17 protein-coding genes and 1 tRNA gene are annotated in these 22,132 nt (G+C 63.9%); 5 read left to right on the top strand and 13 right to left on the bottom strand.

Annotated elements, in window-relative coordinates; all coding sequences use genetic code 11:
• Positions 1-7: 7 nt before the first annotated feature.
• On the bottom strand, positions 8-2,164 hold the full coding sequence (locus ACVOLR_RS07530; RefSeq protein ID WP_481535890.1) for a RelA/SpoT family protein: 2,157 nt from the start codon (positions 2,162-2,164) through the stop codon (positions 8-10).
• 61 nt (positions 2,165-2,225) lie between these two features.
• Here ACVOLR_RS07530 and ACVOLR_RS07535 point away from each other — a divergent pair, with 61 nt between their 5' ends.
• Positions 2,226-2,741 carry a hypothetical protein gene (locus tag ACVOLR_RS07535; protein WP_481535891.1) on the top strand — a complete coding sequence of 172 codons (516 nt, stop codon included), beginning with the start codon at positions 2,226-2,228 and terminating at the stop codon, positions 2,739-2,741.
• Between the two features lie 79 nt (positions 2,742-2,820).
• Positions 2,821-3,336, top strand: coding sequence for a DUF4124 domain-containing protein (locus tag ACVOLR_RS07540; RefSeq protein ID WP_481535892.1), 516 nt, complete (start codon positions 2,821-2,823; stop codon positions 3,334-3,336).
• Between the two features lie 12 nt (positions 3,337-3,348).
• Here the strand turns inward: ACVOLR_RS07540 and hrpA are convergent, their stop codons facing one another.
• The gene (gene hrpA, locus ACVOLR_RS07545; RefSeq protein WP_481535893.1) at positions 3,349-7,560 is read right to left on the bottom strand and encodes an ATP-dependent RNA helicase HrpA; all 4,212 of its coding nucleotides are present in this window, start codon (positions 7,558-7,560) and stop codon (positions 3,349-3,351) included.
• Between the two features lie 88 nt (positions 7,561-7,648).
• Here hrpA and ACVOLR_RS07550 point away from each other — a divergent pair, with 88 nt between their 5' ends.
• Positions 7,649-8,245 carry a Dps family protein gene (locus ACVOLR_RS07550; protein WP_481535894.1) on the top strand — a complete coding sequence of 199 codons (597 nt, stop codon included), beginning with the start codon at positions 7,649-7,651 and terminating at the stop codon, positions 8,243-8,245.
• A gap of 224 nt (positions 8,246-8,469) precedes the next feature.
• A complete protein-coding gene (gene recQ / locus ACVOLR_RS07555; protein WP_481535895.1) occupies positions 8,470-10,272 on the top strand; it encodes a DNA helicase RecQ in 1,803 nt (600 codons plus the stop codon).
• A 37-nt stretch (positions 10,273-10,309) separates the two neighbouring features.
• Here recQ and ACVOLR_RS07560 read toward each other — a convergent pair whose 3' ends face one another.
• Together ACVOLR_RS07560 and ACVOLR_RS07565 are read right to left on the bottom strand one after the other, a co-directional pair.
• The gene (locus tag ACVOLR_RS07560) at positions 10,310-13,063 is read right to left on the bottom strand and encodes a protein kinase domain-containing protein (RefSeq protein WP_481535896.1); all 2,754 of its coding nucleotides are present in this window, start codon (positions 13,061-13,063) and stop codon (positions 10,310-10,312) included.
• 23 nt (positions 13,064-13,086) lie between these two features.
• Complete coding sequence (locus ACVOLR_RS07565) at positions 13,087-13,710, bottom strand: ECF-type sigma factor (RefSeq protein WP_481535897.1); 624 nt, start codon at positions 13,708-13,710, stop codon at positions 13,087-13,089.
• Positions 13,711-14,026: 316 nt separating this feature from the next.
• Here ACVOLR_RS07565 and ACVOLR_RS07570 point away from each other — a divergent pair, with 316 nt between their 5' ends.
• Positions 14,027-15,103, top strand: a complete 1,077-nt coding sequence (locus ACVOLR_RS07570; protein WP_481535898.1) for a DUF5694 domain-containing protein — start codon at positions 14,027-14,029, stop codon at positions 15,101-15,103.
• A 232-nt stretch (positions 15,104-15,335) separates the two neighbouring features.
• On the opposite strand, the gene ACVOLR_RS07575 is transcribed toward ACVOLR_RS07570, so the two are convergent.
• From ACVOLR_RS07575 to tolQ, 9 genes are all read right to left on the bottom strand, one after another.
• Positions 15,336-15,411, bottom strand: a tRNA-Lys gene (locus ACVOLR_RS07575).
• 60 nt (positions 15,412-15,471) lie between these two features.
• Entirely contained in the window at positions 15,472-16,143 is a 672-nt protein-coding gene (gene queC, locus ACVOLR_RS07580; RefSeq protein ID WP_481535899.1) for a 7-cyano-7-deazaguanine synthase QueC, read from the bottom strand.
• A gap of 78 nt (positions 16,144-16,221) precedes the next feature.
• Positions 16,222-16,917, bottom strand: a complete 696-nt coding sequence (queE, locus tag ACVOLR_RS07585; RefSeq protein WP_481535900.1) for a 7-carboxy-7-deazaguanine synthase QueE — start codon at positions 16,915-16,917, stop codon at positions 16,222-16,224.
• Between the two features lie 27 nt (positions 16,918-16,944).
• The gene (gene ybgF, locus ACVOLR_RS07590; protein WP_481535901.1) at positions 16,945-17,754 is read right to left on the bottom strand and encodes a tol-pal system protein YbgF; all 810 of its coding nucleotides are present in this window, start codon (positions 17,752-17,754) and stop codon (positions 16,945-16,947) included.
• Between the two features lie 3 nt (positions 17,755-17,757).
• Positions 17,758-18,276 carry a peptidoglycan-associated lipoprotein Pal gene (pal, locus tag ACVOLR_RS07595; protein WP_057628800.1) on the bottom strand — a complete coding sequence of 173 codons (519 nt, stop codon included), beginning with the start codon at positions 18,274-18,276 and terminating at the stop codon, positions 17,758-17,760.
• 61 nt (positions 18,277-18,337) lie between these two features.
• Entirely contained in the window at positions 18,338-19,657 is a 1,320-nt protein-coding gene (gene tolB, locus ACVOLR_RS07600; RefSeq protein WP_481535902.1) for a Tol-Pal system beta propeller repeat protein TolB, read from the bottom strand.
• Between the two features lie 165 nt (positions 19,658-19,822).
• Complete coding sequence (gene tolA / locus ACVOLR_RS07605) at positions 19,823-20,893, bottom strand: cell envelope integrity protein TolA (protein WP_481535903.1); 1,071 nt, start codon at positions 20,891-20,893, stop codon at positions 19,823-19,825.
• Entirely contained in the window at positions 20,883-21,311 is a 429-nt protein-coding gene (gene tolR / locus ACVOLR_RS07610) for a protein TolR (protein ID WP_303747165.1), read from the bottom strand. Before tolR ends, tolA begins: the two co-directional genes overlap by 11 nt.
• Before the next feature lie 38 nt (positions 21,312-21,349).
• Positions 21,350-22,132: a protein TolQ gene (tolQ, locus tag ACVOLR_RS07615; RefSeq protein WP_481535904.1), complete on the bottom strand. Its 783-nt coding sequence runs from the start codon at positions 22,130-22,132 to the stop codon at positions 21,350-21,352.

A 22,132-nucleotide genomic window follows, 5' to 3' on the forward strand; every position in this document is an offset into this window, starting at 1 on the left:
AGCTTACCTATCCCAGCCTTCGCGCATCGTCTACGCCGGGCAAGGCGTCGAGTTTTCCCAGCAGGGTGGATAGCTGGCCGTAGTCACTTACCTTCAAGCGCAGCCGCAATTGCAAGCGTCCGCTCTCGCGCACATTGTCGCTGTTGATCTCCAGCACATAGGCATCTTCCTGTGCGATCAGGTTGGTGATGTCCTTCAACAGCCAGCGCCGGTCAACCGCACGCACCATCACATCCACCTCATAGCCAGTGCCGGTACGCCCCCATTCCACCGGCAGCACCCGCTCCGGATGCGCAGCCGACAAGCGCGCGAGCGACGCGCAATCCATGCGGTGCACGGTGACGCCACGGGTGCGGGTGAGATAGCCGGTGATCGGTTCGCCCGCCACCGGCTGGCAGCAACGTGCCAGCTGCACCAGCAGATTGCCCACGCCCTGTACGGTGAAATCGGACTTGCCGATGCTGCCGCGACGCGCGGTCGGCCTTGGCAGCGCCGGCGCTGCCGGTTGCGAGGCGGCTTTTTCAGCCTCCAGCAGCGCGCGGCTGACCTGGTTGGGGCCGGTGTCGCCGAGCGCAACCTGGATGTACAGATCGTCGACGCTGTCGGCGTGGAATTTGCGCGCCGCCACCATCAGGTCCGAATGCTGCAGGCCCAATCGCTTCAATTCGCGGTCCAACAGCTCGCGGCCGGCCTGCACGTTGCGGGCGCGGTCGAGCTTGTGGAACCAGTTGCGTACCTTTTCGCGCGAACGCCCGCTGGCCAGGAAGCCATTGGACAGCAGCAGCCAGTCGCGACGTGGGTCAGCCTCCTTGCCAGTCAGGATCTCGACCCGGTCGCCGCTGCGCAGACGGTAGGTCAGCGGCACGATGCGGCCGTTGATCTTGGCCCCGCGGCAGCGGTGCCCGACCATGGTGTGCACGTGGTAAGCAAAATCCAGCGGGGTGGCGCCGGCCGGCAGGTCCATCACCTCGCCTTTGGGACTCAGCGCATAGACCCGGTCCTCGATCAGCTCGGCATCCAGCGCGCCGGCCAGATCATCCGCACTGCCCGGCTCCTGCGCCTGTTCCAGCAGCTGCCGCATCCAGGTGATCTTGCGGTCGAAGGACTTCTCCGCGCCCTTGCCGCCTTCCTTGTACTTCCAGTGCGCGGCCACGCCCAGCTCAGCCTGCGCATGCATTTCATGGGTACGGATCTGCACTTCGATGGTGCGCCCTTCCGGGCCGATCACCGCGGTGTGCAGGGAGCGGTAGTCATTGGCCTTGGGGCGCGCGATGTAATCGTCGAACTCACTCGGAATCGGCGTCCACAGCGCGTGCACCACGCCCAGCGCGGCGTAGCAGGCGCCAACGTCATCGACCATCACCCGCACCGCGCGCAGATCGTACAGCTGCTCGAAGGCCAGCTGTTTTTTCTGCATTTTCCGCCAGATGCTGTAGATGTGCTTGGGCCGGCCACTGACTTCGCCGCGGATGCCCTGCTCGGCCAAGGCCGCCGACAGTTTCTTCTTCACTGCCTCCACATAGCGCTCGCGGGCGATGCGGGTTTCGTCCACCTCGCGGGCGATATGGCGGTAGGTTTCCGGCTCCAGGAAGCGGAACGCCAGATCCTCCAGCTCCCACTTCAACTGCCAGATACCCAGCCGGTTGGCCAGCGGTGCGTGGATGTCCCGGGTCAGCTGGGCCAGCGCGCGGCGCTCTTCGGCTGGCAGCTTGTCAGCCGCCCGCATGCAGGCCAGTTGCCGCGACAGCAGGATGGGCACCACCCGCAGGTCATGGATGATAGCCAGCAGGAGCCGGCGCAGGCCTTCGCTGTTGCGGCCAGCATCGCGACCGGCGTGCAGCGCCCACACCTGGTCGGCAGCCTCCTGCCCGTCCAGCAATCCGTTCACCGCCGCGGCACTTGGCCCAAGCGGCAGCTCGGCCGCGCGCGCGCGCAGCCCAGGCAGGTCGAACAGCAGGGCGGCGACGATCACACTTTCGTCCGCGGACAGCAGCGCCAGCGAATCCAGGGTATCGGCAAGTACCGGCCAGGACAGGCGCGGCGACACATCCATGTCCGCTTGCTGCCAGCAGGCCAGCAAGGCCTGGCGCAGCGGCTCGGACACGGCACGGGTTGAGGCGCGCTGCAGCAGCGCTTCCAGACCGGGGGTGGGGGAACTGTTCACAGCATTCAATTACGGACGGATGCCCCTACACTAGCGCCCACCCTCTCTGGGAACAATGTTCATGAAGCTGCCCCGCCTTGCTGTCCTGCTTGCCGCTACCGCTTTGTCGTCGTACCCATTCACCAATGCACACGCCCAGCGCGTGGTGCAGGGGGATCTGCAGCAGCAGATGTCCGCTGCCGAATTCAATGCCGCCGGCTTGAACAAACTCAGCCCCGAAGAGCTGGTCACGCTCAACAACTGGCTGCAGGGCAAGGTGGCACAGGCTGCCAGCGTTGCCGTGGAAGAGGCGCGCGAAGCAGGCCGCCAGGAAGTGATCGTCAAGAACCGCGGCTTTTTTGATTTCGGTTCCAAGGACCCCATCCAGGCAAGCTTGGAAGGTGAGTTCCGCGGCTTCGGAAAGGGCCGCCAGTACACTCTGGACAATGGCCAGGTCTGGGAACAGACCGATGAAGCCAGCGTCAGCGGCGTGCGCAAGCAAAGCCCAACAGTGCGCATCACACCTGGTCTGATGAACGTGTGGTATCTACAGATCGATGGCCTCAATACCCGTGCCAAGGTCCGGCGCACCAAGTAACTGTTCCTGCCCTGCCCTGGCCGCATCAGCCTGGGCAGGCGTTCGCCCTGTTTTTTTACCCTGTGAGCCTGCCTTCGCCATGCGCGTATTCGTTCTGACCCTGCTGTTGCTGTCACTGCCCGCCAGCGCGGCAGCACAGGTATACAAATGCAAAGGAAAGTCTGGCGAAACCGTGTATTCCGAGCATCCCTGCGATGCCCGCGCCGAGCCGATGAAGCTGCGTGAATCACCGGTTTCAGCCCCGGCGCCGCAGCAGATGACCATTGAGGGCGAGGGTGAGCCGGCACCAGCGCCGGCCGACAGCAGGGAGCTGGCAGAAGCGCGCGAGGCTGAGCGCAGCTGCATCAGCACCGCAACGGCGTCCATCTATGGCTCCTCCAATGACCGTGTCGGCACCCTGCAGCAGCAGATGGGCATGCTCAACGAACAGCTCGCTGCCGCCGAGGACGCACAACGCAGCAAGGCCTTGCGCGAACGGATGGCAACCTTCCGCCAGGCCATCAGCCGCGAACACGCCAGCGCCCATACGCAGATGAACACTGCACGTCGCGCCTGCGTCCAGCAGTACCGCCCGGGAGCAGCAGCCGTACGCTGAACGCAGCTGCGCTCAGCTGCGCAGTGCTGCCACCCGCTGCGCCAGCTTCTTGGCCGAGATGCCGGAACGGAAGCCCAGCTCCTGGGCGAACAACGACACCCGCAGCTCCTCGATATCCCAGCGCAAGGCCGCCCATTGCGGGCGCTGCGCCAGGCCTTGCCCACGCGCCTCCTGCAAGGCATCAACGAAAGGTTTTAACTCCAGCATGCGCGCCTGGTCGCGCGGCGGATCACGCTTCGCGCGTTCGGCACGCAGGATCATCGCCTTCAGATAGCGCGGGAACTGCGCCAGCGCATCGGCCGGGGTCTCGCGTAGAAACCCGGCATGCACCAAACCGGCCAACTGCGCCTGCATATCGTCCAGATTGCCGCGCGCCCAACCCATCAATGGAGACTCCAGCTGCGGCTTCAACTCACCGGTCAGACCGAGGATGCTCTCGGCCAGCTTGAGCCGCTCCATCGCTTCACCGAACAGACGCTTGCCGGCATCAGCGCAGCGTTGTTGGAAGGCTTCCGGTGTGCGTATCGCTTCCAATCCATCGGCCAACACCGCGTTTACCGCGGCATCGACCAGATCGCCACGCAGCCGTTCCTGCGACTCGATGGACGCATACAACAGGCCGGTCTTGGGTGACACCGGCAGCTGTTTGCGTGCCTGTTTGAGCTTGTCAGCCAAAGCGATCTCCAGCAGGCGGCGTACGCCCTGCGGATGCGCCAATGCGGCTTCATTCTGGTCGGCGAAGATCCGCAGCGCGGCGGCATCGCCGGTATCGACCAGCGCCGGATAGGCCGGTACCCCGGCTTCACCCGGAACCTGCTCGGGAATGGCCGTACTTGGGAAGTCACGCAGGCCTTCCGCGGCCAACGCCGCGCCTGCACGTGCGGCAAACGCGCTACCGGCGCGCTCACCGAAACGGGCCCGCAGCGCGTCCAGGTCACGCGACATGGCCAACAGCTTCATGCCGTCGTTTTCGCCGGAAGCAGCCGATTTTCCGCGTGCTGCGTTACCAGATGTCACTTCAAACAGCCGCAGATTCATGCGCAGATGCGGGTCCATTGATTCCACATCAAAGTCCGTCGCAGCAACCACCGCACCGGTAGCCTTGGACAGGAAGCGCGCCAGCTCGCCACGGATGTCGTCAGCCGAAGGCTGCGCCCAGGCTTCGGCAAACGCACGACCAAAGTCCGGCGCCGGCACATAGTTGCGGCGCATCACCTTGGGCAGGCTGCGGATCAAGGCCGAAGCCTTTTCCGCGACAAAGCCGGGCGCAAGCCACGACAGCCGCGCCGGGTCCAATGCATTGAGCAGGTGCAGCGGTACATCGAGAGTGACGCCATCCTCCTCACTGCCCGGCTCGAAGCGGTAATGCATCGCCAGCCGGGCATCGCCCAGCGGGAAATACTTCGGGTAACGATCCTGCTCACTGCCCTCGCCCGGCAACAGATCGGTAAGCGACCAATACAGGCTACGGCGTTGTTCCGGCGGCAACGCCTTCCACCAACCATCAAGCAGGTTGGCCGAATGGATATGCAACGGCACCCGATCCAGATACCAGCGCGCCTGCCAGTCCTCGTCGGCAACAATACCTGCGCGGCGTAGCTTGGCTTCCTCTTCGCGCGCCTGCTCCAGCAGCTTCATGTTGTCGGCGACAAAGCCGGCGCGGGTATTTATCTCACCGGTCACCAGCGCCTGCCGCACGAAGATGTCGTGGGCTTCGCCGGGGTTGATACGGCCGTAGTGCAACGGCTTCTTCGGTGCCAGCACCAAGCCAAACAGACTGATCTGCTCGGAGGCCAGCACCTGACCCTGGGCACGCGACCAATGTGGGTCGAAGTGCTTGCGCGCCAGCAGATGCGGCAGCTCCGCAATCACCCAGTCCGGCTCGATCGAGGCATTGGTCATGCCCCATATGCGCGCCGTATCCAGCAGCGTGGCGCTGAGCACCCACGGCGGTGGCCGCTTGGCCAGGGCCGAACCCGGGAATAGATGGAAACGACGCTGACGCGGTGCCTGGAAATCGCCCTTCTCGGTGCGATGACCGATCTGGGTTGGCAGGCCGGCCAGCACCGCGCGGTGCAGGGTCTGATAAGCCGCTATGCGCACCTTGTCCGGGATTGAGGCAGAGGCAAAACCGGGGTCAGAGTCGGGTTTCCTCCCTTTTTTCGCAGGCGCCGGAGGAGCAATGGGGAAACCCGACTCTGACCCCGGTTTTGCTCCCTCGCGGGCAAGACGTGCGGCCTTATGCTGCTCACCCCTCGTCGCCTTGCGTTTCGCCTCAACATCACCCCCAGCAGGCAACGCCGGCGGCGCCGACAACAACGCCTTGCCGAAGCTCTCATCCTCGCCCATCGCCCAGCCCAGCTCCTCGCACAGCAGGCGTAGCTGGCGGTGCAGTTCACGCCATTCGCGCATGCGCAGGAAACCGAGGAAATGGCGCCCGCACCAGTCGCGCAGCTTGGACTGGGTGAGGTCTTCGTGGGCATCGCGATACGCATTCCACAACCGCAGAATGCCGATGAATTCGGAGCGCGCGTCGGCAAACAAGGCATGTGCGTTGTCGGCCGCCTCGCGCGCTTCCGGCGGCCGCTCACGCGGGTCCTGGATACCGAGGAAGGAGGCGATCACCAGCATCTCGCGCAGGCAACCACCCTTGTGCGCGGCCACCAACATGCGTGCCAGTTTCACGTCCACCGGCAAGCGCGACATCTGCCGGCCGATGTCGGTGAGCTTGCGCTCCTCGTCGATGGCGCCAAGCTCAGCCAGCTGCTGCCAGCCGTCGGCCACCGCGCGTTCGTCCGGCGCTTCCAGGAACGGGAATTCGTCGATCTTGCCCAGACCCAACTGCAGCATGCGCAGGATCACGCCGGACAACGAGGAACGGCGGATCTCCGGATCGGTGAACTCCGGCCGACTCAGGAAATCCGCCTCCGAATACAGCCGATAGCACACACCCTCGGAGATACGCCCGCAGCGGCCTTTACGCTGGTTGGCGCTGGCCTGCGATACCGGCTCGATATGCAGGCGATCGAGTTTCTGCCGCGGGCTGTAGCGTTTGACCCGCGCATAGCCAGGATCGACCACGTATCGGATGCGCGGCACCGTCAGCGAGGTTTCGGCGACGTTGGTGGTCAGCACCACGCGTCGCTTCGGGCCGGGATTGAAAACCCGGTCCTGATCCTTGGCCGACAGCCGCGCGTACAACGGCAGCACCTCGGTCTCGCGGTATTTGCGGCGTTCCAGTGCCTGGTGGGTATCGCGGATCTCGCGCTCACCCGGCAGGAAGATCAATACATCACCGCGCGCATCGCTGCGGGTGATTTCATCGACGGCAGCAACAATGGCCGAAACCGGATCCATCGCCGATTCGCTGTCCGCTTCCACACGCTTGCCACGCGCCGGTGCGGCAGCGCTGTCCGCACTTTTGCCCATTTCTTCCAGCGGCCGGTAGCGTACCTCGACCGGATAGGTTCGGCCTTCGACATTGACCACCGGCGCGTTGTCGAAGTGGCGCGAGAAACGCTCGGTATCGATGGTGGCCGAGGTCACGATCAACTTCAGGTCCGGGCGCTTGCGCAGCAGCTGCTTCAGATAGCCCAACAGGAAGTCGATGTTGAGGCTGCGTTCGTGCGCCTCGTCGATGATCAAGGTGTCGTAACGCGACAGCCAGCGGTCCGAGGCGATCTCGGCCAGCAGGATGCCGTCGGTCATGAACTTGATACGGCTGTCTTCACCGACCTTGTCGGTGAAACGCACCTGGTAGCCGACTACCGTGCCCAGCTCGGTCTGCAGCTCCTCGGCCACCCGTGCGGCGACCGCGCGGGCGGCGATACGGCGCGGCTGGGTGCAGCCGATCATCCCAGCCTCACCGCGACCGGCGGCCAGACACAGCTTGGGCAGCTGGGTGGTCTTGCCGGAACCGGTTTCGCCAGCGATGACCACCACTTGGTTGGCCCGGATCAAGGCACTGATCTGCTCGGCCTCACGCGCGATTGGCAGGGCTTCGTCCATAGTGATGGCGATCGGCCGCGCGGCGCGCTGCTGGCGCTGCGCGTGCGAGCGCTGCAACTGCTGCTGGAACGCCTGCTCGGCCGCTGCATCCGCAGGTTTGCCCTGCCAGCGTGACAGCAGCCCCAACAGGCGCCCACGGTCACGGCTCATCGCCCCGTCAATGGCGGGGCGGGCGGCGCGCAGGCGCGCGGACAGGTCATTTTCGATAGTGCTCATCAATCGTTCAACGTCAAAACTTGAAATACAGGTATGGTGCCCAGAGCGCTATTGTGAAGCCATTCAACCCGCCAAGGAGAAAAGCGTCATGGCCAAGGCCAAGAACAGCAGCAAACCAGAAGCCGGCAAGAAGAAGCAGGCCGCAGCAGCAGCCGTCACCAAGACGGAAATCGGCAAGAAAAAACTGGCAGCGGCCGCACCCTCGGCACCTGCTGTAGATATCGGGATCAAGGACTCGGATCGCAAGAAGGTCGCCGACGGCCTTTCACACTTCCTTGCCGATTCCTACACGCTGTACCTGAAGACCCACAATTTCCATTGGAACGTCACCGGGTCGATGTTCAACTCGCTGCACAACATGTTCATGGACCAGTACACCGAACAGTGGAACGCCCTGGACGAGATCGCCGAGCGCATCCGCGCGCTGGGCTTCAACGCGCCGGGTTCGTACCGCGAGTTCGCTGCACTGACCTCGATTGCCGAGGAGCCGGGCCTGAATGACAGCGCCGATTGGCGCGAGATGGTGCGCCAGCTGGTGGTCGGCAATGAAGCGGTCTGCCGTACCGCGCGCAAGGTACTGGACCAGGCCGATGACGCCGACGACGCGCCCAGCGAGGACCTGCTGACCCAGCGCCTGCAGATCCATGAAAAGTATGCGTGGATGCTGCGATCCCTATTGCAGTAAAGGGTTCGGCGCAGTACCTGTAGTGCCGAGCCATGCTCGGCAGGGGCTTTGTCGGCAAGGCCTCAGCCGAGCATGGCTCGGCTCTACAGGGATTTATCGGTAAAGCTCCTGCCGAGCATGGCTCGGCACTACGGGGCTTGGCCGCAATCCTGAAATGGCCCCGGCGGCGGGGCTGACGCTGTATCGGTCATTCAGCGTGGGCCGCCAGCGGGTAAACTAGCGCAATGCCCCAGAGTCCCGCGCAACAACTGCTTTCCAGCGTTTTCGGTTACGACAGTTTCCGCGGCGATCAGCAGGCCATCGTCGAGCACGTTGCCAGTGGCAACGATGCCTTGGTATTGATGCCGACCGGCGGCGGCAAATCTCTTTGCTATCAGATCCCGGCGCTGCTGCGTGAGGGCTGCGGCATCGTCATCTCGCCGCTGATCGCCTTGATGCAGGACCAGGTGGAGGCGCTGCACCAGGTCGGTGTCCGCGCCGAGTTCCTCAATTCCACGTTGGACGCAGAAACCGCCGCACGGGTCGAGCGCGAGCTGCTGGCCGGCGAGCTGAAGCTGCTCTACGTCGCCCCCGAGCGCCTGCTGACCGGGCGCTTCCTGTCGCTGCTGAGCCGCGCACACATCTCGCTGTTCGCCATCGATGAGGCCCATTGCGTCTCGCAATGGGGGCACGACTTCCGCCCCGAATACCGCCAGCTGACGGTCCTGCATGAGCGCTGGCCGGAGGTGCCACGGATCGCCCTGACCGCCACCGCCGATCCGCCTACCCAGCGTGAAATCGCCGAGCGTCTGGCGCTGTCCACGGCCCAGCATTTTGTCAGTTCCTTCGACCGCCCCAACATCCGTTACACGGTGGTGCAGAAGGACAACGCCAAGCGCCAGCTGCTGGGCTTCCTGCGCAACCATCGCGATGAGGCCGGCATTGTCTATTGCATGTCACGGCGCAAGGTCGAGGAGACCGCACAGTTCCTGTGTGGCGAAGGCATGCAGGCATTGCCCTATCACGCCGGCATGCCGGCCGAGGTACGTGCCGCCAACCAGCGCCGTTTCCTGCGCGAGGACGGCATCGTGATGTGCGCCACCATTGCCTTCGGCATGGGCATCGATAAACCGGACGTGCGCTTTGTCGCGCATACCGACCTGCCCAAATCGATGGAAGGCTATTATCAGGAAACCGGCCGCGCCGGCCGCGATGGCGAGGCTGCCGAAGCCTGGCTGTGCTACGGGCTGGGCGACGTGGTGCTGCTCAAGCAGATGATCGAGCAGTCCGAGGCCGGCGAGGAGCGCAAGCAGCTCGAGCGCTCCAAGCTCGACCATCTGCTCGGCTATTGCGAATCCATGCAATGCCGCCGTCAGGTGCTGCTGGCCGGCTTCGGCGAAACCTATCCCAAGCCCTGCGGCAACTGCGACAACTGCCTCACCCCGCCCGCCGCCTGGGACGCGACCATTCCGGCGCAGAAGGCGCTGAGCTGCGTGTATCGCAGCGGCCAGCGTTTTGGCGTCGGCCACCTGATCGACATCCTGCGCGGCAGCGACAACGAACGCATCCGCCAACTCGGCCACGAAAAACTCAGCACCTACGCCATCGGCAATGATCTGGATGCGCGCGCCTGGCGGGGCGTGTTCCGCCAGCTGGTCGCCGCCAGCCTGCTGGAAGTGGATCCGGAAAGCCACGGCGGCCTGCGCCTGACCGATGCCAGCCGCGATGTACTCACTGGCCGCCGGCAGATGATGATGCGCCGCGACGCTGCTCCAACCCGCGAGCGCGAGCGCGGCGGCCCGCGCACCGGTCTGCCGGTGCAGGCTGGCGATCTGTCGCTGTTCCAGGCGCTGCGCGGGCTGCGTGCGGAACTGGCACGCGAACAGAACGTGCCGGCATTCGTGATCTTCCACGACAGCACCCTGCGCAACATCGCCGAGCAGCGCCCAACCAGCGTCGATGCACTCGGCAAGGTAGGCGGTATTGGCGGCAGCAAGCTGGCCCGTTATGGCCAGCGACTGGTCGAGATCGTGCGCGAGCAGGGCTGACCAGCGGCACCGAGCTGCCCTGCCTTTGCAGCTGCGGCTAAGGTCCGCTTAGATTCTGCTCGGCCAGCAGCAGCAGCCCGTCCAGCTTGCGTCGATCCGGCGAACCGGCAACCTGCAGCCGCCCTATCAGCAGCAGCACGCGCTGCAGCTCTTCCTTGGCCTGACGCGCATGCCCCACCTGCAGCAGGGATTCGGCCAGCGCCAGACTCGTCTCGACAACAGCAGCGCTGTCTTTGCCCTGCTTGCTGCCGGCAAACTCCACCGCAGTCCTGCGCAAAGCCAGCGCTTGCTCGCCCTCGCCCTGCCGCACCGCCAGATCGGCGCGGATGCCCAGCATCCGCAGCTGCAGTTCCTCTGCTATTGGTGAGTCCATTCGATCGAGCATTTGTCGCGCCTGTGCCAGCTTCCCGCTGCGCACATGCCAGTCAATCCAGTTCAAATGGGCCTGCACGCGGCCGGGCGCATCGGCCGGCAAGCTCTGGCTCAAGCCCTTGTCAGCGTGTTCCAGCATCACCCCAGCCTCGCCCATCCGCCCATCGCGCATCAGCAGGCGCGCCAACTCACTTTCGGCACGCAGGCTGGTAGGCGAGTCCTCCCCCAATTTCTGCTTGCGGATCAACCATGACTGCCGATACAACGCTTCGCCCGCCGCCAGCTCGCCGCGCAGCACTTTCAACGAACCGTAATTGAACAGGCCCATCGAGTACTCGACAGACTCTTCCCCATCCAGGCGTGCACTCAAGGCATTCCGCTTCTGGTAATGCAGCTCCGCCGCCGCGTAGTCACCGGAATCCCGGTACAGGTCCGCGAGACCGTCGTACTGCATCCGGACAAAGCTGCTCTCCGCACCGTACAGCTCCAGCGCATACTGCATACCTGTTTTCAGCAGCGGTAACGCCTGTTCGTACTTGCCTTGCTCGCGGAGTATCTGCGCCAACCGCGTTTCGGCAGCCAACGCCAGACTGGTACGACGGCCATGCAGGTTTTCCAGCATCCGCCGGAACTCCTGTTCTGCCGATGGCTGCCGTCCCCAGCGCAGGTACATCAGGCCCATGTTGTACGACAACTCACTTGTCTCGGCGCTGACGTCTACATCCTTCACATCCTGATACAGCGACGTCGCCCTATTGAAGGCGGCTTCACCCAGATCAAAATGCTGCTGATTCACCAAGGCCAGCCCCTTGGCGCTGTACAGGCGCGCCTGCACCAACGCTGGCGCCTTGCCTCCAATCAGATCCAGGCCCTGCGCCGCCAACTGTCGTCCCTGCTCACCATCACCATCAAGTGTCTTCTGCACGGACAGATCCGCCAGCACATTGGCAGCATCCAGCGGCCGCGCGACGCGCGGATCCATGAAGCCCGCATACGCTTGTTGCAGCAGTGTGTCGGCTTGGTGCGAGGCGCCAGCGTTCTGATAGGCAACACCCAGCACCGCGCGCATTCGTGCCAACTGCGCTGGGGCATCAGCCAGGTCACGCGCGACCTGCAACGTGGCCTTGTCCAGCAGTTGCCGCGAACTCAATTCCTCGGCACCGCGTTCGGTGCGTAGGAACGGATCAGCGGTTTCAAACATGCCCACCATGAAGTTGCTGATTTGTTGCGCCACAACCGCTTCTTCCTGCGCCTGCCGCCGGGTCTCCCACAAACCGAACACGAACACCGCAAGCAGCGCACTCACACCGACACCGATCGCCGTGCCCTGCCAGTTCCGACGCAGTGCTTTCCCGAGGTGGTACAAGCGGCCACCGTTGCGCGCAAGTACCGGCTGCATCTCCTGATAGCGGCGCAGGTCAGCCATCAAGGCTTCAACCGAGCGATAACGCAGGGCGATGTCAGTGGCGCAGGCACGTGCGACGATGGCATCCAGATCGCCACGCAGGCGCCGCCGCCAGGACAGGTCAGCCGGTGTATTGGCACTGGGCGCGATCAATGCCTCACCGGTGTTCTGCGCCTCGCGCATCGATGGTTGGGTGGACAGCAACTCCAGCAACATCACGCCAAGACTGTAGACATCGCTGGCCGCACCGACGGTATGCCCAGCGATCAACTCCGGGCTGGCATAGCCCGGGGTGCAGTAGCCGGAGTCGCGTTTGTCACGCGCCTCGTTGAGCAGTCGCGCCAGACCAAAGTCCAACAGCACCGGCTGGCCATTGGCCTGCACCAGCACGTTGGGAGGTTTGAGATCGCAATGCAGCACCAGCTGTTCGTGCGCAGACTGCACGATGCTGCAGATTTCCAGGAACAGCGTAAGTCGTTGCTGCAGGCCCAAGGCCTGCTCGGAGCACCAACAATCCAGCGGCACACCGTCGATGTACTCCATCACCAGGTAGGGATGCCCATCCGGCGTAGTGCCGCCATCGTAAAGGCGCGCAACATTGGGCAACTGCAGGCCAGCCAGCACCTGCCGCTCGGCGCCAAGCAGCTCCACCTCAGTGGCGCCCGGCATGCCATGCAACAGCTTGATGGCAACCGTACGCTGGTAAAGACCGTCTGCGCGCTCAGCCTTGAACACCGTGCCCATGCCGCCATGCGCGATGCGCTCGGTCAGCCGCCATGGTCCTAGCCGCTCGCCTACACCCAGTTCCGGCGCCAAAGCACGCGCCAGTGCAGTGTCCAGACGATTGCTGACCCGGCTAAGACCTACTGTCTGCGAGCGCAGCAGCTGCAGCACTTCATCGCGGACAGCCGGATCGTCGCTGCCCGCCGCGAGTGCTTGCTGCCATTGCTCGCGCGGCAGCTCGCAGATGGCGTCAAACAGTTCACGAACCTGCCGCCAACGCTCGCTCCCCATTACCGCATCCCCGTCATCGCAGCTCAGCGCAGCTGCCGGTTCAACCAGGCCCGCGCAAAGCGCAGGTCGCGGTCAACCGTGGGCGCGGACACATCCAGCACCAGCGCGATCTCATCGCGGCTCATACCGCCGAAGTAGGTCAATTCAATGGTGCTCGCCGCGCGCGGCTCAAGTTCGGCCAGTTGATTCAATGCCTGGTGCAGGGCCAATACGTCGTAACCGATAGCCGCATCGTCCGGCACCTGATCAGCGTGGGACAGCGTCAACTGCTCGGCATTGCCACCGCGCTTGTCAGCCCCGCGCGCGCGCATATGATCGACCAGCACCGAGCGCATCTTCAGCGCGGCGATAGCAATGAAGTGGGCACGGTCCTTGTAGTCCGCATCGGTGCCTAGCAGGCGCATCAACGATTCGTTGACCAGCGCGGCCGGCTGCAGGGTGCCGCTGGTCTGCTGCGACAAGCGGTTGCGGGCAATCAGCATCAAATCCGAGTACAAGGCTTCAAACAGATGCTCGCGCGCATCCATGTCGCCTTGTTGCCAGCGGTGCAGTAATAGCGTGATCTGCTTGCTCAACCCTGTCCCCAATGTCTGGATGCCGGCAACGGCAACCAACGGTGCGCTGGCCATATTAGGACCAGTGCCCATCAGATCCAACCACGATGCCTGCAACTGTTCGTTCGGGAGACAGCTGGGGCACCGCTTTTGCAGTCGCTCACGCCATCGACAAACCGCCAGAAACAGCGATAGCGGTCACAACCCAGTCGCTGCATGGATCAAACCGAGATTCGCCGGCCCAACGCTCCGAGCCCGCAGCTGCCGCCCCGCCTCGACCAACGCAGGGCAACCTGAGGACACAGGACTGATGGCCGTTGACATCATTTCCACAGCGTTGGACTCTGCGCCACTTCGCGCCCGGAGCGCTTGATCGGCGGATTCTATGCAGCAGGGAGTAATGCAGGGCATGTGGGGAAGGAACGTTTTGATCGGCACGGTGTTGTCAGCGGGGATGCTGGCAGCCGCGGCACAGGCACAGGTCTTTGATCCAGGCGCACACAAGGGGCCACAGCAAGGCACGCAGAACGAAGTCGCGGTGCTCGGCACCATGCATCTGGCCAGTTTGCCGGCAAACTTTGACCCAGCGCCGCTCGATTCGTTGATCGACCGGCTGGCAACGTGGCGGCCGCAGGCGATCGCCGTCGAATCAGTTTCAGGACAGCAGTGCGACATGCTGCGCCGCTACCCTGGCCGCTACAGATTGACGGTGAACGATTACTGCCCCGACCTGTCGGCAGCGGCGAAGGCAACCGGACTGGACGTACCGGCAGCGAATGCGGCAGCGGAAGCGCTGCTGGCAAGCTGGCCAGCACAACCGAGCGCGGCCCAGCGCCGCGAACTTGCCGCCAAGCTCCTCGCCGCGGGCGAACATGATTCGGCACTGGTCCAATGGCTGTACCTGCCTGCACCGGAGCGGCATGCAGAGGGCGGCTTGAACCAGGAGCTGGTGGACGCACTGGAAGTCATGCGTAGTAGTCGCAATGAAAACACGCTGATCGCCGCGAAACTGGCGGTACGGCTGGGACACCAACGGCTCTGGCCAACCGACGACCACAGCGCCGATCGGTACGGCCCCAACCCCAAGGCCTATGTAGCGGCGATCCGGAAGGCATGGGACAACCCGGCATCCAAGCAACGCAGCGCGCAGTACAGCGGACTGGACGCACAGCTCGACACACCGGAAAAAGTGCTGGCGATGTACCGCCGTGACAACGGCGCAGACGTCGCTCCGGCCGCCTTCGCAAGTGACTACGGTGCCGCGCTGGAAGAGCCCTCTCCGGAAGGCTACGGGCGCATGTATGTAACGTCCTGGGAGACCCGCAACCTGCGCATGGCCGCCAACATCCGCGACCTGATGGGGCCAAGCCCAGGTATGCGCACCCTGGTGCTGGTTGGCGCCTCGCACAAGGCGTATCTGGATGCGTACCTCGAGCAGATGCACGATGTGCGCGTCGTCGACGTCCAGCAGACCTTGCTGAAGTAACACACCAAGGCCGCGGCGAAAGCCGCGGCCTTGCCTGCGCCTCCGTCGCCCGAGTATGCGCAGCGCACCCCAGGGCTTCTCCCACGCCATCAAGATCACAGAACTCGCGCCTACCGGGTGCGCTGCGCTTAACAGGGCACGCTCGACCTGCCAGTTCAGGCCGCTTGCGGAGCAGTCGGCATTCTGCGGGCAACAAAAAAGGCTTCGGATCGCTCCGAAGCCTTTGCAATGCTGGTGGGCCGTGATGGATTCGAACCATCGACCAAAAGATTAAAAGTCTTCTGCTCTACCAACTGAGCTAACGGCCCAAACAAAGACCCGGCCGCAGCCGGGGTGCGTATTCTAACGCAATAAACGCAAAAACAACATCATGCGTAATGAGTCGGATCAACCATCCCGGCGGCAGTGAAGCCATCGGCGCGCAGCTGGCAAGCATCGCAGTGGCCGCAGGCCTTGCCGTCCATATCGGCCTGGTAACAGGACACCGTCAGACCGAAGTCCACGCCCAGGCGCTGTCCTTCCAGTGCGATCTGTGCCTTGCTCAGGTACTGCAATGGCGCGTGCACGCGGATACCTGCACCTTCCACGCCGGCCTTGGTAGCCAGGTTGGCCAGGGCCTGGAAGGCGGCGATGAATTCCGGTCGGCAGTCCGGGTAGCCGGAGTAATCCACCGCATTGACGCCGCAGAAGATGTCATTGGCACCCAGCACTTCGGCCCAGCCCAGCGCCAGTGACAGCATGATGGTGTTGCGGGCCGGCACATAGGTGACCGGAATACCTTCACCTTCGCCCGCCTCGGGCACGTTGATGTCATCGGTCAGGGCCGAGCCGCCGATGCTGCGCAGGTCGACCGCGACCACTTTGTGCCCGGCCACGCCGAGCGCTGCGGCCACGCGTGCGGCAGCCTCCAACTCGGAGGTGTGGCGTTGGCCGTAGCGCACGCTCATGGCGTGTACTTCGAAGCCCTGTTCCTGGGCGATGGCGACGACGGCGGCTGAGTCCATGCCGCCGGAAAGAAGCACGACTGCTTTCTTCTTCATGGTGTTGATCCGGTTGGGGGAGGAAAGCCAGCACGCTGTCCCGCGCCGGGGTAAACAATTGACGGGTGCAACGCCGGCTCAATAGCCCGGGGCGTCGTCCCACAACAACTTGTGCAATTGCATCTGGAAGCGCACCGGCAGGCGATCGGCAACGATCCAGTCGGCCAGTTCTCGCGGGCTGACCTGCGACTTGCTCGGTGAGAACAACACCATGCAGCGCTCCGGCAAGCGGTGCTCGCTGAGCATGGATTTGGCCCACTCGTAATCACCACGGCTGCAGATCACGAACTTCAGCTGGTCACGGGCGGTAAGCAGCGGAATGTTCTCCAGCCGATTGCGCGCCATCTCCGCCGAATCCGGCGTCTTCAGGTCAACCACCCGCGATACGCGCGGATCGACCTCGGCGATGTCCAGTGCGCCGGAGGTCTCCAACGACACGTCCAGACCGGCCTCGCAGAGCTTGTGCAGCAGGATCAGGCAGCGCTTCTGCGCCAGCGGCTCACCGCCGGTGACGCAGACGTGGCGCACGCCCTGCTTCAACACTTCGGCGACGATATCGTCGATATCCCACCAGTCGCCGCCGTGGAATGCGTAGGCGGTATCGCAGTACTGGCAACGCAGCGGGCAGCCGGTCAGGCGCACGAACACGGTCGGCCAGCCGACGCTATCGGCCTCGCCTTGCAGGGACAGGAAAATTTCGGTGATCTTCAGTCGCGGCAACGGCGACTGCACGATCTCGCTGGGAACAGCGGCGCTGGGAGAGTTCATAGTCATCAGCCGCACCATCGGTGCGGCACCACATCAACGCAGTTGCTGGCCGAGCCGGATCGACTGCAGTCGGTCCTGGGCGGTACGGGCCGCATCACTGCCGGGAAAACGGGAAATTACCTGTTCCAGGGTTTGCTGTGCCTGGGCGTTGTTGCCTTCACCAAACTGCGACAGGCCAAGCTTCAGCAAACCGCCGGCGGCCTTGTCGTGGGTGGGATAGCGGGCAACCAGATCGCTGAACTGTGCCTCGGCCATCTTGAAATTACGCGTTGCGTAAAAGCTCTCACCCAGCCAATACAAGGCATTGGGGGTGTAAGCGGCATTCGGATACAACTCAAGGAAGCTCTGGAACAACTGCGCCGAGTCGGCATAGTTGCCAGCCTTCAACGCATCGAACGCGACATTGTAGGCAGCACGCTCATCACCGGCCGAAGCCAGCGTACCGGCGTCGCCACGTACCGTCGGCGGACGTTCGGCAGCAGCCGCTGTCGGCTTTGTGGCCGCAGCGGCGGGCGTCACCGCGCCAGTGGCAGGAGCCACCGGAGCACCAGCACCGCCTTCAAGGCGATTGAGGCGACCGTCCAGGTCCAGATACTGATCGCGATTGCGCTGTTTCAGCTGTTCGTTTTCGTGCTGAAGCTGCTCGATCGTGCCCTGCAACGCCTGCATTTCAGTACGCAGCTGCTGCAGTTGATTGAGCATGTCGGTATTGGCCTGGCTGTTGTTGACCTGCGTTTCCAACACGCCAACACGGTCCGCCAGACTTGCACGCTGTGCATACGCGGGCGCGGCAGCCACCAGGGCTGCTGCGACCACGAGCATCAGTTTGAGGCTGATGCGCATCGATTACTGCGCGGTGTAGACGATTTCGACGCGACGGTTCTGCGACCAGCAGGACTCGTTCGAATCGGTGCACACCGGACGCTCTTCGCCGTAGGACACGACGGTCAGCTGCGAAGCCGAACCACCGTTGGCCTGCAGAGCCGAGTTCACGCCGTTACCACGACGCTCGCCCAGGGCCTGGTTGTAAGCGCGGCTGCCGCGTTCGTCGGTGTTGCCCTGCAGGGTGATGCGCGAGGACGGACGGTCACGCAGGTACTTGGCGTGGCAAGCCATGATGGCCTGGAATTCCGGCTTGACCGAATCCTGGTCCAGATCGAAGTAGACAACGCGCTGACGCAGGCAGGCGTCGGTATCCAGATCGCCCGGGCCGTACAGGCCAGAGGTCGACGGAGCGGTCGGCTGGGTGGTCGAACCGGTATCAACCGGCGGCTGTGCCGGCTGTTCCTTGACCTTCTTCGAGCAGCCAGCGAGCGCGGCTACCGACAGCAGCGAAACGAGCAAAACACGAGTTGACTTGTTCATGGCTATACCTAGTGGCTCCTGGCCAAAGTTGGGATTAATGCCTGCAGAGATTAACATTTTATCAACGCGCGGTGCGGTACGGGCCCCAAGCCGGTTCGCGCACATCGCCATCGGCCAGCACCAGACGCTGACGCACCCGTCCATCGGCCGACACTTCATACAACACACCACGCCCACCTTCACGAGCGGCGTACAGGATCATGCTCGCATTGGGCGCAAAACTCGGCGATTCGTCCAGCGAACCCGGCGACAGCGTGCTCCAGCGCGCCGCCCCCAGGCTGCTGTCCATCATCGCGATCTTGTAGCTGCTGCCAGCCCCTTGGGCAACGGCGATCTTCTTGCCGTCGAAGGATACGCTGGCCTTGGCGTTGTAGTTGCCTTGGAAGGTCACCCGGCTGGCGCTGCCGCCGCTGGACGGGACCTGGTAGATCTGCGGGCGACCGCCGCGATCGGAGGTGAAGTAGACCGAGCTGCCGTCGGCTGCCCAGGTCGGCTCGGTATCGATGCCGAAGTGGTTGGTCAGCTGGGTCAGCTGCTTGCTGCCCAGGTCCATCACGTAGATCTCCGGGTTGCCGCTGCGCGACAACGCCAGCGCCAGGCGGCGGCCATCCGGCGAGAACGACGGTGCGCTGTTGATGCCACGGAAGCTGGTCAACAGCTCACGGCCTCCAGTGGCGATGTCCTGCACATAGATGGAGGAGTTGCCGCGCTCGAAGCTGACATAGGCCAGCTTGCGGCCGTCCGGGCTCCAGCTCGGCGACAGCAGCGGCTCGGCCGAGCGCACGATGGTCTGCGGGCTGTAACCGTCGGAATCGGCCACCATCAGCGCGTAGCGCATGTTGGCGCCGCTGCCGCTGGCGGTGATGTAGGCGATGCGGGTCCAGAAGGCACCACGCACGCCGGTGATCTTTTCGTAGATCGCATCGGCCATCTGGTGGGCGACGTCGCGCATGGCGCTGGAACGTGCAGTCATTGCCAGGCCGAGCATGCGCTCACCCTTGGCCACGTCGAACAGTTCGTACTCCACGCGGTAGGCGCCGGCACCGGCGTCCTGCACCCGGCCCACCACCAGGTAATCCTGCTTCAGCGCGCGCCAGGTCGGGTATTGCACCTCGCTGCCACGGCTCGGGCGCTCGGCGATCTGCGCTTCGGGCAGGTTGCGGAACTGGCCGGAACGGTCCAGGTCGGCACGGACCACGGCGGCCACGTCGGTCTGCGGCGCACCGGCCGAGCCTTGATAGGCCATCGGCACAACGGTGATCGGGGTTGCCGATGCGTTGCCACCAATGATGTCGATTTCCAGTCCCTTCTGCTGCGCCATCGCCGCAAGCGGCAACAACAGGGCAGTGAGGGCAAGCAGCCAGCGTGGCATTTTCTTCATGGGGCGCTCAACAGTACGGGCGAAGATAAAAAGGGATAGCAGCAGCAAGATGAATACTTTCGCAATCATGAACGAACTATTGCGTGAAATTTCCTCATCCGCCGTAAAACCACCCCGGTTAAAAGGTTTCCATTGAAAATAAAACACCGGAAGGAACCCGGTTGCTCAGCGATCCTGCGCCTCGAAGTTGAAGTTCAAGTTGCGCTGGAACACCGTTTCATAGCCGCGATAAGGCAGCGGCTGGGCACGCAGCACTGCGGCCTCCACTGAGCGCTTGCCAGCCTCGTCATACGGGCAACCGGGCGCGAATTCGACACTGACCACTTCACCGCCGGGCAACTGACGGATGGTCAACCGGCAACGCTGGCCGCGCGGAATCGAGTCTGGACGTATCCACTGATTGAGCACGGCCTGCTGGATCGCGGCAGCATACTTGGCAGTCAGGTCATTGCTGGTACCGCCCTGCCCCGGCGACGGCGTGCTCGGCCCACTGTTGCCACTGCTGGTCGATGCAGCCTGCGCGCGGGCACGGGCATCGGCCACCTGGCGCAGACGCTGCTCGGCCAGCTTGGCCTCGCGCTCGGCCTGCTCACGCTTGCGGCGGATCTCGGCAATTTTCTGCTGGCGCTCCTGCTCGGCCTGGTTTTCATTGGCCTGGCGCTGCTGGTCGGCGATCTTCTTGCGATCCGCCTCTTCCTGCTGCTTGGCCAGGCGAAGTTTCTGCTCGGCCTCTTCCACGCGCTTGCGCTCGGTCAGGTCGATCTGTTCCTGGCGACGCTTGGCTTCCTGCTCCTGCTTGGCCTTCTCCTGCGAGATGGCCAAAGCGCTCACCCGCTCCTGGTCCACCGTATCCGGCTGGGCGATGCGCTCCTGGGCGTTGTGCTGCTGCGGGGTGGGCGCGTCCTGCGGCTTGGGCTCGGGGATAGGCTGCGGCGGCGGCACGGTATCTTCCGGCACCGGCTCGGGCTGCGCCTCTTCCACCGGTTCGGGCAGATCAGGCAGTTTTTCCGAGGCACGCAGCGCCTGCCGCGCGGCCGAAGCCTCGGCGGCGGACAGCTGCATGTTGGCCTCAAGCGCCGGGTCACCAGCGGCAGCTTCGGTGCTACGCGCGGGCGACCACACCCAAGCGATGATGAAAATCGCCGCTACCAACAGGTGTACCAGCAAGGCCAATACGACCGGCAGGCCCCACTCGTTGCGCTTGTCGTGCGGCGGTGGCAGTGCGTCAGCGTGCATCGGTCGCCAGACCCACCTTTTCGATCTTCGCGGCCTTGATCACGTCCATGGCGTCCATGACCTTTTCATAGGCCACGCTCTTGTCGGCGGCCACGATCACGCGAAGTTCCTTGTCCTGCGAGGCCAAGGCGCTCAGCTGCGCCTGCAGCGCGGCAGCGTCCATGGCTTGCGGGTCCTTGGCTTCGGGCAGCTTCAGGCTCATCTGGCCGTCGGCACGTACCGAGACCACGATCGGGTCCTGCTTGCTCTCCAGCGCCTTGGCGGTGGAACTGGGCAGGTCGACCTCAAAACTGAGGGTCAGCAGCGGCGCGGTCACCATGAAGATGATCAGCAGCACGAGCATCACGTCGATGTACGGCACGACGTTGATCTCGGACTTGAGTTTGCGGCGCTTGCGGCGGGGTATGGCGGCGGTCATAGATGGGCTCCTGCGGTCAGAGGAAGGCGCTGGCGCACTTACTCGTCGCTACCGCTCTGCTGGCGCTGCAGGATGGAGCTGAACTCTTCGGCGAAGGTTTCATAGCGCACCGACAGCCGCTCAACGCGGGTGGTGAAGCGGTTGTAAGCCCACACCGCCGGAATCGCCACGAACAGACCAATCGCGGTAGCGAACAGGGCTTCGGAAATACCCGGTGCGACCGAGGCGATACCGGCCTGCTCACCGCTGCTGATCATGTCGTGCATGGTCACCATGATGCCGAACACGGTGCCGACCAGGCCCACATACGGGGCGGTGGAACCGATATTGGCCAGCAATTCCAGATTGCGCTCCAGCCCGTCGACTTCACGGGCATAGGTGGTGCGCATGGCGCGCTGCGCGCCTTCCAGCTGGGTGCGGCCATCAAAGGCGCGACGGCCCTGCAGGCGCGAATACTCGCGGAAGCCAGCCTCGAAGATGGCTTCCAGACCATCAACCTGACGGTTGCGGTCAGTGGCCGAGGAATACAGCTTGCCGAGGTCGGCGCCGGACCAGAAGCGGTTTTCGAAGTCGCTGGCCTCGTTGTCGGCGGCCTTGAACACACGCGCCTTGCGGAAAATGATCACCCAGCTGATGAACGAGCCGGCCAACAGCAGCAGCACGATCAGCTTGACCGGGATACTGGCCTTGATCATCAGGTCCAGGTAGTTGATGCCGCCGCCATGGCTGGCCTGCGCTACGGTCTGCGCGGCGGCGGCGCTGACGTCGGCCGGCAGGACCTCGGTCACGGTGGCCTGCAGGGCCAGAAGCAAAGCGATCAT

The organism is Stenotrophomonas sp. STEN030 (assembly GCF_056759995.1).